Genomic DNA, 12,341 nt, shown 5'->3' with positions numbered 1-12,341 from the left:
ACGGTTGTCAGGTTAGCGGGCGATGGCAATCTTGTGCTCGAAGACGCTGACCAGCGCCGAGCCGTCGCGGCGGCTGACCCCTTCGAGCCATTGCCTGACCACCTCTGGATTGCTCTCCAGCCATTGCAAGGCCACGCGGCGCCGGTTGGTGTTGCCCGCCAGCACTTCGGCCATCAGCTGGTTCTCGGCGGCGATGGTGAAACGCATGTTGTGCAACAGCTTCGCCGCGTTCGGGCACTGCGCGGCAAAGCCCTTGCGCGTCACCGTGACGACCTTGGCCGCGCCGAAGTCCGGACCGAAATACTTATCGCCGCCGGACAGGTACTTCATCTTCAGGCGATCGTTCATCGGATGCGGCTCCCAGCCGAGGAATACCGCCCACTGGTTCAGCTTCTGCGCGCGCTCGACGTAATTGAGCATGCCGCTCTCGTTCGATTCGACCAGGGAGAAGCCCTTGAGGCCGAAGGTATCGCTGCGGATCATCTCCTTGATCATCTCGTTACCCTTGTTACCGGGCTCGATGCCGTAGATCTGGCCGCGCAACTGGTCCTTGTAGCGGTGGATATCGGCGAAGTCGCGCAAGCCAGCCTGGTAGGCACTGTCGAGCACCGCCAGGGTGTAGCGCACGGGCGCGAGATTGACCTGCAGGCTTTCGATGCGGCCGTCTTGCAGATAGGGCTCGATCAGGCCCGATTGCGCCGGCATCCAGTTGCCGAGAAACACATCCATGTCGCCACGGCCCAGCGCCTGGTAGGTGTCTGGCAGGGACATGCGCTTGACCTGGGTGCCGTAGCCGATTTCGTTGAACATCAGGCGGGCGACGGCGGTGGTCATGGTGATGTCGGTCCAGCCGACGTCGGGCAGGCGGATCTGGCTGCATTGTTCGGGGTCTGCGGCGTACAGGCCAGACGAGGAAACGAGTACCACGATGAACAGCCAACACTTCAGTCTGGTCATGAGCATTCCCTTCGGGCAGGGCGGCCAAAGCCACCGATTGGAGTGAATCGTGCAGAGAACTGGTGTTCATTAGCATGCTTCGTGCCGCCGCACTGTTCCGTTTGCGACCCACCCGAACCCCTGCCGCTGTGCGACAACGGCGCATATTGACAAGCCCAAGTCGGTGCCAGGCGTGGCTGTTGCGGTGAAAGCCCGATGATGGGTAGGTCTGCTACCGTTCAATCACGGCACGCAGTGCACCAGCTCATCATTGAGGGAATTCGGCGTGGCTATCAGCGTGTTTGACCTGTTCAAGATCGGTATCGGCCCGTCAAGCTCGCATACCGTAGGCCCCATGCGCGCAGGCGCGCTGTTCGTCCAGGAACTGCGCGAACGCGAACTGCTCGAACGCGTGCGACGTGTCGAAGTGAACCTCTACGGCTCGCTGTCGGCCACCGGCGTCGGCCACGGCACCGACCGCGCGACCGTGGTCGGCCTGATGGGCGAATGGCCCGACCAGGTCGACCCGCAGCAGATCAACCCGCGCATCGAGACCCTGATGGCCAGCCATGAGTTGCTGCTCGGCGGCGACACGCTCATTCGCTACGAGTGGGCGCGCGACATGCGCATGCATGACGAGAACCTGCCCTATCACCCCAATGCCATGACCCTGGTCGCCGAGGGCGAGCAGGGCGAGCTGTACCGCAACACCTACTACTCGGTCGGTGGCGGCTTCGTCGTCGACGAACAGCAGGCGGCCGGCGGCCAGTTGGACCAGGACAGCACCGTGCTGCCTTACGACTTCTCCAGCGCGGCCGAACTGCTCGAGATGTGCAATCGCGACAACCTGCGCGTGTCCGAACTGATGATGGCCAACGAACGCGCCTGGCGTAGCGATGCGGACATCCGCAGCGGCCTGCTGCGCCTGTGGGGCGCCATGCGCGAATGCGTCGACAACGGCCTCAAGCATGAAGGCATCCTGCCCGGCGGCCTCAACGTGCGCCGGCGTGCCGCGCGCCTGCATCGCAGCCTGCAGGAACTGGGCAAACCCAACGTGATCGGCTCGACCCTGAGCGCCATGGAGTGGGTCAACCTGTTCGCCCTGGCGGTCAACGAAGAGAACGCCGCTGGCGGGCGCATGGTCACCGCGCCCACCAACGGCGCCGCCGGCATCATCCCGGCGGTGCTGCACTACTACATGAAATTCAACCCGGACGCCTCGGAAGACGACGTGGTCAACTACCTGCTCGGCGCCGCCGCGGTGGGCATCCTGTGCAAGAAGAACGCCTCCATCTCCGGTGCCGAAGTCGGCTGCCAGGGCGAAGTGGGCTCGGCCTGCGCCATGGCCGCCGCCGGCCTGGCCGAAGTGCTTGGCGCCACGCCGGCGCAGTTGGAAAACGCCGCCGAGATCGGCCTGGAACACAACCTCGGCCTGACCTGCGACCCGGTCGGCGGGCTGGTCCAGGTGCCCTGCATCGAACGCAACGCTATTGCCGCGGTGAAGGCCATCAACGCCGCGCAGATGGCCCTGCGCGGCGACGGCGAGCACTTCATCTCGCTCGACCGGGTGATCCGCACCATGCGCGACACCGGTGCCGACATGCACGACAAATACAAGGAAACCTCACGCGGCGGCCTGGCCGTCAGCGCCATCGAATGCTGATTACTTTTCGCTCACTTTCCGCGCGCACGCCTTTTTCTGGTGCACGCCGGGCCGGTGTTCCCGTTCTTCACTGCCGGCGTGAACTACGGTGACAACGCCAAATTGGCCGGCACGCAGGCAGCGCCATGCGCCGCCCGACCCCGTTGCCAGGGGAACGCTCTAGAAAGGGGATCGCATTGCGATCCCCTTTTTATTGGACGCATATTCAAATTAGGCATGCTGCTTGCTTCAGTCCCCTCAAAGCAGATTTCGCGCCGGCCAGACCGGTGCCATAACAATGAGCCCCCACATGAGGGGCAATCCCGTGTTCCAGCCTCAGCGTGAGGGTCAGTCCATGTCGCAGCTCAACCAGAGAGTCTCGTCCCCCTGTCGTCCCATGCAATCCGTGGGCTTCCTCCTTCTGGACAATTTCACCCTGATTTCCCTGGCATCCGCGGTGGAACCGTTGCGCATGGCCAACCAACTGTCGGGTCGCGAACTGTATCGCTGGGTCACCATCAGCGCCGACGGCGGCCCGGTACGCGCCAGCGACGGCCTGCAGATCACCCCGGATACCTCGCTGGAACAAGCCAGCCAGATGGACGTGATCATTGTCTGCGGCGGCGTCGACATCCAGCGCAGTGTTACCCGCGACCACATCAGCTGGCTGCGCACCCAGGCCCGCCAGGGTCGTCACCTGGGCTCGGTGTGCACCGGCAGTTGGGCGCTGGCCCATGCCAACCTGCTCGACGGCTACGAGTGCAGCGTGCACTGGGAACTGCTCGCTTCGTTGCAGGAAGCCTTTCCGCGCGTGGCCATGAGCACCCGCCTGTTCTCCATCGACCGCGACCGCTCCACCTGCTCCGGCGGCACCGCGCCGATGGACATGATGCTGCACCTGATCAGCCGCGAGCATGGCCGCGAACTGTCGGCGGCGATCTCGGAGATGTTCATCTACGAGCGCATCCGCAACGAACAGGATCACCAGCGCGTACCGCTCAAGCACGTGCTCGGCAGCAACCAGCCGAAGCTGCAGGAAATCGTCGCGCTGATGGAAAACAACCTGGAAGAGCCGATCGACCTCGACGAGCTGTCGGTCTACGTCAACGTCTCGCGCCGCCAGCTGGAGCGCCTGTTCCAGAAGTACCTGAACTGCTCGCCGTCGCGCTACTACCTGAAACTGCGCCTGATCCGCGCCCGCCAACTGCTCAAGCAGACCTCGATGTCGATCATCGAAGTGGCGTCGATCTGCGGCTTCGTTTCCACCCCGCATTTCTCCAAGTGCTACCGCGAATACTTCGGCATCCCGCCACGTGACGAGCGCCAGGGCCAGGTCGCTGGCACACGCACCCACGAATCGTCGACCGCCACCCTGCACGGCAGCCTGCCGGGCGTAGCGTTCAACGCCCTGAGCCAGGCACGCGGCGAGGCGACCTTCGCCAGCGTCCGCGTTTGAAAACAAGAGCCCGATAAACGGGCTGCCTGACTGCGATTTTCTTCGTTACCGGTGCACTCTCGAGGTGTACCGGCTTTTCTCGTTCCTGCAGGATTAGGCAAGTTAAGAATCCAACCTACGGGGCGCATGGCAACCGAAACCCGCCTTGCATGGAACAGCGGCGAGCCAGCCTATCGAAGTAGCCTTTGCGTGGGCCTCAGCGCGTAGGGAAGCCGATCCAAGGGACAAGAAAAAAGGCCGGCCCGGATATCCGGGCCGGCCTTTTCATTGCGCTACGTTACGCAATCAGAAGATCTCGTAGGGGTACTCGATGATCAGGCGAACTTGATCGGACGAGCTGTCCGATGCGCCGTTGCCGATGCGGTGAGTAGCCTGGCGCAAACGCACGGAAAGGTCCTTCGCAGCACCGTTCTGCACGACGTACTTGATGTCGAAGTCACGCTCCCAGTGTTCTTCGCTGTTCTTGCTGCCGTAGTAGTTATACGGGCTGCTGGCGTCCATCTTGCTGCCGTCGATATCCCAGCCGGAGATGTAACGAACGCCGAAGGTCAGGCCCGGCACGCCGTAGCTGGCGAAGTCCAGGTTGTAGAACACCCCGACGGACTGTTCGTTCGGGCCGTTGAAGTCGACCAGTTGCGAGGAGTTGGCCAGGTAGATCGAGTCGTGGTAGGTGCCAGGGCCCATGCCCAGGTAGTCGAATGGCGTGTCGCCATCGTTCTTCTGGTAGGACAGTTTGAAGGTATGCGCGCCAATGGTGTAGGCCGCTGCCAGCGAGTAGGCCGTGGTGTCGATGTCGCCAGCCAGTTTCTTGCCTTCGTCATCGGTCTTGTAGATGTTGAAGTCGAAGTTCAGGCTTTGCTCATCGTTGATCGGGTAGGTGTAGTTGGCATTGACGTAGTACTGGCGCCAGATGTCGGCGTACTCGGCGCCATAGAGGCTGACGCTGACCTGGTCGTTGATGACGTAGGCGCCACCGAGGAAATCCACCGTATCGCTGCTCTTACCGGAGTAGGCAGCATAGAAGTTGTCGTCGCCGTTGGTGCTGTTGAAGTCCTTGGCGGCGGTCATGTGACCGGCCTCGGCAGTCAGGCCTTCGAGTTCGCTGCTGGTCAGCCAGAAGCCAGTGGCCGTGCCGGGAACCAGGCGCGCATCGGCTGGCGCGAAGACCGGGTTGTAAGGACGCAGGTTGTTGCCGTATTTCAACTCGGTGTTGGACACGCGGACCTTGACCGCCGCGCCGACGGACCCAGCGTTGTCCGTAGCACCCTCGGTATCCGGAACCAGCACGCCCGCCCGGCCCGCATAGCCACGGCCGCCGTCCAGCTTGACCAGGCCATAGGCGCTGGCGTCAACGCCGAAACCTACGGTGCCCTGCGTGTAGCCAGAAACGTAGTCGAGACGGAAACCTTGCCCCCACTCACGGTTGTTATGCGCACCGTTCGTTCTATCGTGATTCCAGAACAGGTTGCGGGTCAGAAAATTCAGGCTGCTGTCTTCGATGAATCCCTTGCTGTCAGCCTGGGAAGCCGTGGCGAGTTGGCTGCCAGTGGCCGCAGCGATTGCCAAAGCCAATAGATGGACCTTGTCGAACTTCATACGTATCTCCAATGCTGTTTATTCAGTTTTTATTACGGCAGTGAGATGAGCGCGGTGCCCCTACCTGAATCCTGTCGAAGACGGATTCTGTATTTTTATATCGGGTATACCATATACCACAGCCTCTCGTGTCGTGCGAGAGGACCGTGGGTCAGATTACTAAGGCTGGGGATAGTGAGGTGGTGAAAAACGACGACAAACGGTCTAAAACCGACCTGCCATGCAGTTTTATGCAAGAAACTCAGTGTGCTTTCACCAGGGCGGGGAGCAAATTCCGTGAGATTGCCTCACGCACTGCGGGAAGAATGGTCGCACCGCTGCCGAGCATGTCTTCGACCATGCGCTTGAGCGCGGCCGCCCGATCCGGCGTCATGCCCAGAATGGCCAGTTCGCAAGCCTGTGCCGCGCTGGCGTCGCCTGGGACGAATACACCGAGCGACAGCAGGCGGTCGCGAAAGTCTTCCTGATCGATCAGATCGGCATGCATCATGGCAACGCTCCTCGTGGCGGGTGTATCGCACTGGCATTGTGGGAACCGGCAGGCATGGCGACAAGGTGCGTGTCTGGGATAGGCAAATGCATGTCGCTTTTGAATCGACAGGCTTGGCGCTGACCACACCGCGCCCCGGCTTGGCGCTCGCAGCGCACGGCTTGTCGCCGGCTTGACGCTTTGAGAATGGCCCCGGTCGTTTTTGCGTCGGGGCGAGCGGCGACCCACGGATAAGCTGACCCCAAAGCGCCACCGGCCGATGTGGCGCGCCAGCTAGGGGAACAGCCTGATGAGCCCGGCAGAATTACACGCAGACAGCATCGTCATCGACGGTCTGATCATCGCCAAGTGGAACCGCGAACTGTTCGAAGACATGCGCAAGGGCGGCCTCACCGCCGCCAACTGCACCGTGTCGGTATGGGAAGGCTTCCAGGCGACTGTCAACAGCATCTGCGCCAGCCAGAAACTGATGCGCGAGAACAGCGACCTGGTGATGCCGGTGCGCACCACCGCCGATATCCGCAAGGCCAAGGAACAGGGCAAGACCGGCATCCTGTTCGGCTTCCAGAACGCCCATGCCTTCGAAGACCAGCTTGGTTACGTGGAGATCTTCAAGCAGCTCGGCGTGGGCATCGTGCAGATGTGCTACAACACCCAGAACCTGGTCGGCACCGGCTGCTACGAGCGTGACGGCGGCCTGTCCGGCTTCGGTCGCGAGATCGTCGCCGAGATGAACCGGGTCGGCATCATGTGCGACCTGTCCCACGTTGGCAGCAAGACCAGCGAGGAAGTCATCCTCGAATCGAAAAAGCCGGTCACCTACTCCCACTGCCTGCCATCCGGGCTGAAAGAGCACCCGCGCAACAAGTCCGACGCCGAACTGAAGTTCATCGCCGACCATGGCGGCTTCGTCGGCGTGACCATGTTCGCGCCGTTCCTGGCCAAGGGCATCGACTCGACCATCGACGACTACGCCGAAGCCATCGAGTACGTGATGAACATCGTCGGCGAGGACGCCATCGGCATCGGCACCGACTTCACCCAGGGCCACGGCAAGGAATTCTTCGAATACCTGACCCACGACAAGGGCTACGCCCGCCGCCTGACCCAGTTCGGCAAGATCATCAACCCGCTGGGTATCCGTACCGTGGGCGAGTTCCCCAACCTCACCGAAACCTTGCTCAAACGCGGCCACTCCGAGCGCGTGGTGCGCAAGATCATGGGCGAGAACTGGGTACGCGTCCTCAAGGACGTGTGGGGCGAATAAGCCCATCACGACAGCAGATCGAATACGCGCCGTAGGGTGGATGACGCTCTTTTCATCCACCAACCCCGTACACCGCGGGCTTGCCGCGATGGTGGATGGATAAAGCGCCAGCTACGCGCCCCGACCCACCCTACCTACAACCTGATCACGGAGTTATCCACATGGCCTCTCACGCCCCCGAAATGCCCATCCTGGTCGACGACGAAACCGGCGTATGGACCACCGACGCCCTGCCGATGCTGTACGTGCCACGGCACTTTTTCGTCAATAACCACCGCGGCATCGAGGACGTTCTCGGCGCCGAGAAATACGCCGAGATTCTCTACAAGGCCGGCTACAAGTCCGCCTGGCACTGGTGCGAGAAGGAGGCCGAGTGCCATGGCCTGGAAGGCGCGGCGGTGTTCGAACACTACATGAAGCGCCTGTCGCAACGCGGCTGGGGCCTGTTCGAAACGCAGAAGCTCGATCTGGAGACCGGCTATGCCGAGGTCAAGCTCAAGCATTCCGCCTTCGTCTACGTGTACGGCAAGGTCGGGCGCAAGGTCGACTACATGTTCACCGGCTGGTTCTCCGGCGCCATCGACCAGATCCTGGCCGCCAAGGGCAGCCCGATCCGTACCGTCAGCGTGCAGGAATACAGCGGCTCGGAAGAAGGCCACGACGATGGCCTGTTCGTGACCCGTCCACTCTAAAAAAGAAAACGCCCCGTGGAGCGACCCGCGTCGCTCCAACGTGGCAGATGCAGATTCCGTGAGGTGCCGTGATGGCCTTTGAAGCGATGTTTCAGCCGATCCAGATCGGCAAACTCACTATCCGTAACCGCGTGCTGTCCACCGCGCACGCCGAGGTCTACGCCACCGACGGCGGCATGACCACCGAGCGTTATGTGAAGTACTACGAAGAGAAGGCCAAGGGCGGCATCGGCCTGGCCATCTGCGGCGGCTCCTCGGTCGTCGCCATCGACAGCCCGCAGCACTGGTGGGCGTCGGTCAACCTGTCCACCGACCGCATCATCCCGCACTTCCAGAATCTCGCTGACGCCATGCACAAGCACGGCGCCAAGATCATGATCCAGATTACCCACATGGGCCGGCGCTCGCGCTGGGATGGCGGTCACTGGCCGACCCTGATGTCGCCGTCCGGTATCCGTGAGCCCGTTCACCGCGCCACCTGCAAGACCATCGAGGTCGAGGAGATCTGGCGCGTCATCGGCAACTACGCCCAGGCCGCGCGTCGTGCCAAGGCCGGTGGCCTGGACGGCGTCGAGCTGTCCGCCGTGCACCAGCACATGATCGACCAGTTCTGGTCGCCCCGGGTGAACAAGCGCACCGACGAATGGGGCGGCACCTTCGAAGGCCGCATGAAGTTCGGCATGGAAGTGCTCAAGGCGGTGCGCGCCGAAGTGGGCGACGACTTCTGCGTGGGCATGCGTATCTGTGGTGACGAGTTCCACCCGGACGGCCTGTCGCACGACGACATGAAGCAGATCGCCAAGTACTACGCCGACACCGGCATGCTCGACTTCATCGGCGTGGTCGGCTCGGGCTGCGACACCCACAACACCCTGGCCAACGTCATCCCGAACATGAGCTACCCGCCGGAGCCGTTCCTGCACCTGGCGGCCGGCATCAAGGAAGTGGTCAACGTGCCGGTGCTGCACGCGCAGAACATCAAGGACCCGAACCAGGCCACGCGCATCCTCGAAGGCGGCTACGTGGACATGGTCGGCATGACCCGCGCGCACATGGCCGACCCGCACCTGATCGCCAAGATCAAGATGGGCCAGGTCGACCAGATCAAGCAGTGCGTCGGCGCCAACTACTGCATCGACCGCCAGTACCAGGGCCTGGACGTACTGTGCATCCAGAACGCCGCCACCAGCCGCGAATACATGGGCGTGCCGCACATCATCGAGAAGACCACCGGCGTCAAACGCAAGGTGGTGGTGGTCGGCGGCGGCCCGGCCGGGATGGAAGCGGCGCGCGTAAGCGCCGAGCGCGGCCATGACGTGACCCTGTTCGAGAAGCAGGAACAACTGGGCGGGCAGATCACCCTGGCCTCCAAGGCACCGCAACGCGACCAGATCGCCGGCATCACCCGCTGGTTCCAGCTGGAAATCACTCGCCTGGGGATCGACCTGCGCCTGGGCACCGCGGCCGACGCCGACACCATCATGGACCTGCGCCCGGACATCGTGGTGCTGGCCAACGGCGGCCATGCCTTCCTCGAACAGAACGAGCACTGGGGCGAGCATGAAGGCCTGGTGGTCAGCAGCTGGGACATCCTCAGTGGCAAGGTGGCACCGGGCAAGAACGTGCTGGTGTACGACACCATCTGCGAATTCACCGGCATGTCGGTGGCCGACTTCATCGCTGACAAGGGCAGCCAGGTCGAGATCGTCACCGACGACATCAAGCCGGGCGTGGCCATGGGCGGCACCACCTTCCCGACTTACTACCGCAGCATGTACCCGAAAGAAGTGATCATGACCGGCGACATGATGCTGGAGAAGGTCTACGCCGAGGGCGACAAGAAGATCGCGGTGCTCGAGAACGAGTACACCGGCGCCAAGGAAGAGCGCGTGGTCGACCAGGTGGTGGTGGAGAACGGCGTGCGCCCGGACGAGGGCCTGTACTACGCGCTGAAGGAAGGTTCGCGCAACAAGGGGCAGATGGATATCGAAGCGCAGTTCGCGATCCAGCCACAGCCTTGCCTGTCGCAGAGCGGCGACGGCTACCTGCTGTTCCGTATCGGCGACTGCGTGGCCCAGCGCAACGTGCATGCGGCGATCTACGACGCACTGCGGCTGTGCAAGGACTTCTGATCCGAACGTAGGGTGGATGACGCTTCGCTCATCCACCGTGGATCGACGCTCAGTTGTAACTGGTGGATGGCTTCGTCCATCCACCCTACGGATTACCTGAAAGGTGCGCTCATGCTGAACACCATTCTGCCCTTTCTGTTGTTTGCCGCGCTGGCGCTGGCAGTGCTGGGGGCTGTTAAACGCTTTCTGATGTGGCGCCGCGGCCGACCGTCGAAGGTCGACTGGATCGGTGGCCTGCTGAAGGTGCCGAATCGCTACCTGGTGGACCTGCACCACGTGGTCGAGCGCGACAAGTACATGTCCAAGACCCACGTCGCCACCGCCGGCGGCTTCGTCCTGGCGGCACTGCTGGCGATCGTCGTGCACGGTTTCGGCCTGCACAACCGCATCCTCGGCTATGCCCTGCTGGCGGCCACGGTGCTGATGTTCACTGGCGCCCTGTTCGTCGCCAAGCGTCGGCGCAACCCGCCCTCGCGGCTGTCGAAAGGGCCGTGGATGCGCCTGCCGAAAAGCCTGCTGATGTTCTCGCTGAGCTTCTTCATCGCCACCTTGCCGGTCGCCGGTATCCTGCCGGCCAACTTCGGCGGCTGGATGCTCGCCGGCGTGCTGTCCCTCGGCATCGCCTGGGGCGTGTCGGAAATGTTCTTCGGCATGACCTGGGGCGGGCCGATGAAGCATGCCTTCGCCGGCGCCCTGCACCTGGCCTGGCACCGCCGCAGCGAACGCTTTGGCGGTGGTCGCTCGACCGGCCTGAAAGCCCTCGACCTGGATAATCCGGACACCCCGCTGGGTGTGGAAAAACCCACGGACTTCACCTGGAACCAGTTGCTCGGCTTCGACGCCTGCGTGCAGTGCGGCAAGTGCGAGGCCATGTGCCCGGCCTTCGCCGCCGGCCAGCCGCTGAACCCGAAGAAGCTGATCCAGGACATGGTCATCGGCCTGGCCGGTGGCAGCGACGCCAAGTTCGCCGGCTCGCCCTACCCCGGCAAGCCGCTCGGCGAACACAGCGGCGGCCCGCACCAGCCCATCGTCTCGCTGCAAGGCAAGGCGCTGGTGGATGCCGAGACCCTGTGGTCATGCACCACCTGCCGCGCCTGCGTCGAGGAATGTCCGATGATGATCGAGCACGTCGATGCCATCGTCGACATGCGCCGTCACCTGACCCTGGAAAAAGGCTCGACACCGAACAAAGGCGCCGAAGTCCTGGAAAACCTCATCGCCACCGACAACCCCGGCGGTTTCAATCCCGGCGGCCGTCTGAACTGGGCGGCCGACCTGAACCTGCCGCTGATGGCCGACAAGGGCAGCGCCGAAGTGCTGTTCTGGGTCGGCGACGGCGCCTTCGACATGCGCAACCAGCGCACCCTGCGCGCCTTCGTCAAGATCCTCAAGGCGTCTGGCGTCGACTTCGCCGTGCTCGGCCTGGAAGAACGCGACAGCGGCGACGTGGCCCGGCGCCTGGGTGACGAAGCGACCTTCCAGCAGTTGGCCAAACGCAACATCGCCACCCTGGGCAAGTACCAGTTCAAGACCATCGTCTCCTGCGACCCGCACAGCTTCCATGTGTTGAAGAACGAGTACGGCGCGCTGGGCGGCCATTACCAGGTCATGCACCACAGCACCTTCATCGAAACCCTGATGCAGCGTGGCACCCTCAATCTTGGCCAGCATAAGGGCGGCAGCGTGACCTACCACGACCCGTGCTACCTGGGCCGCTACAACGGCGAGTACGAAGCGCCGCGCGCGGTGCTCAAGGCCATCGGTATCGAGGTCAAGGAAATGGTCCGCTCGGGCTTCCGCTCGCGTTGCTGCGGCGGCGGCGGCGGCGCGCCGATCACCGACATCCCCGGCAAGCAGCGGATTCCCGACATGCGCATGGAAGACATCAAGGAAACCGGCGCCGAACTGGTCGCCGTCGGCTGCCCGCAATGCACCATCATGCTCGAAGGCGTGGTCGAACCGCGCCCACAGATCAAGGACATCGCCGAGCTGGTCGCGGACGTGCTGATCGAGAGCCAAGCCCCGGTAAAAAAGCCATTGGCTGAGCCGGCGACCGTGGAGGTGGCGTGATGAATTCGACCTCGCGCCTTCGTAGGGTGGGTCACGCTGGCAGTTGGAACGAACCGGCCC

At 63.0% G+C, this 12,341-nt stretch carries 9 protein-coding genes; 6 read left to right on the top strand and 3 right to left on the bottom strand.

Features of this window, described 5'->3' with window-relative positions; genetic code table 11:
* Nucleotides 1-12: 12 nt before the first annotated feature.
* The gene (gene choX / locus ACSZPK_RS03310; RefSeq protein WP_437879955.1) at nt 13-957 is read right to left on the bottom strand and encodes a choline ABC transporter substrate-binding protein; all 945 of its coding nucleotides are present in this window, start codon (nt 955-957) and stop codon (nt 13-15) included.
* A 265-nt stretch (nt 958-1,222) separates the two neighbouring features.
* Between choX and ACSZPK_RS03305 the strand changes: the two genes are divergently transcribed.
* The gene (locus ACSZPK_RS03305; protein ID WP_437879954.1) at nt 1,223-2,599 is read left to right on the top strand and encodes an L-serine ammonia-lyase; all 1,377 of its coding nucleotides are present in this window, start codon (nt 1,223-1,225) and stop codon (nt 2,597-2,599) included.
* Between the two features lie 334 nt (nt 2,600-2,933).
* Nucleotides 2,934-4,034, top strand: coding sequence for a GlxA family transcriptional regulator (locus ACSZPK_RS03300; RefSeq protein WP_437880278.1), 1,101 nt, complete (start codon nt 2,934-2,936; stop codon nt 4,032-4,034).
* 285 nt (nt 4,035-4,319) lie between these two features.
* Here ACSZPK_RS03300 and ACSZPK_RS03295 read toward each other — a convergent pair whose 3' ends face one another.
* On the bottom strand, nt 4,320-5,630 hold the full coding sequence (locus tag ACSZPK_RS03295) for an OprD family porin (RefSeq protein ID WP_437879953.1): 1,311 nt from the start codon (nt 5,628-5,630) through the stop codon (nt 4,320-4,322).
* 241 nt (nt 5,631-5,871) lie between these two features.
* Nucleotides 5,872-6,120 (bottom strand): hypothetical protein, encoded by a 249-nt coding sequence (locus ACSZPK_RS03290; protein ID WP_437879952.1) that lies wholly within the window; start codon nt 6,118-6,120, stop codon nt 5,872-5,874.
* A gap of 289 nt (nt 6,121-6,409) precedes the next feature.
* Between ACSZPK_RS03290 and ACSZPK_RS03285 the strand changes: the two genes are divergently transcribed.
* The 4 genes from ACSZPK_RS03285 to dgcB all read left to right on the top strand — a co-directional run bounded on the left by ACSZPK_RS03285 (nt 6,410) and on the right by dgcB (nt 12,281).
* Nucleotides 6,410-7,387, top strand: coding sequence for a dipeptidase (locus ACSZPK_RS03285; protein WP_437879951.1), 978 nt, complete (start codon nt 6,410-6,412; stop codon nt 7,385-7,387).
* A gap of 161 nt (nt 7,388-7,548) precedes the next feature.
* Nucleotides 7,549-8,079, top strand: a complete 531-nt coding sequence (locus ACSZPK_RS03280; protein WP_437879950.1) for a DUF5943 domain-containing protein — start codon at nt 7,549-7,551, stop codon at nt 8,077-8,079.
* A 71-nt stretch (nt 8,080-8,150) separates the two neighbouring features.
* Nucleotides 8,151-10,211, top strand: coding sequence for a dimethylglycine demethylation protein DgcA (gene dgcA, locus ACSZPK_RS03275; protein WP_437879949.1), 2,061 nt, complete (start codon nt 8,151-8,153; stop codon nt 10,209-10,211).
* A gap of 111 nt (nt 10,212-10,322) precedes the next feature.
* A complete protein-coding gene (gene dgcB / locus ACSZPK_RS03270; RefSeq protein ID WP_437879948.1) occupies nt 10,323-12,281 on the top strand; it encodes a dimethylglycine demethylation protein DgcB in 1,959 nt (652 codons plus the stop codon).
* Nucleotides 12,282-12,341 lie beyond the last annotated feature (60 nt).

The organism is Pseudomonas sp. LRF_L74, assembly GCF_965644255.1.
Classification (GTDB): domain Bacteria; phylum Pseudomonadota; class Gammaproteobacteria; order Pseudomonadales; family Pseudomonadaceae; genus Aquipseudomonas.
This window is presented reverse-complemented; position numbering and strand designations above follow the sequence as displayed.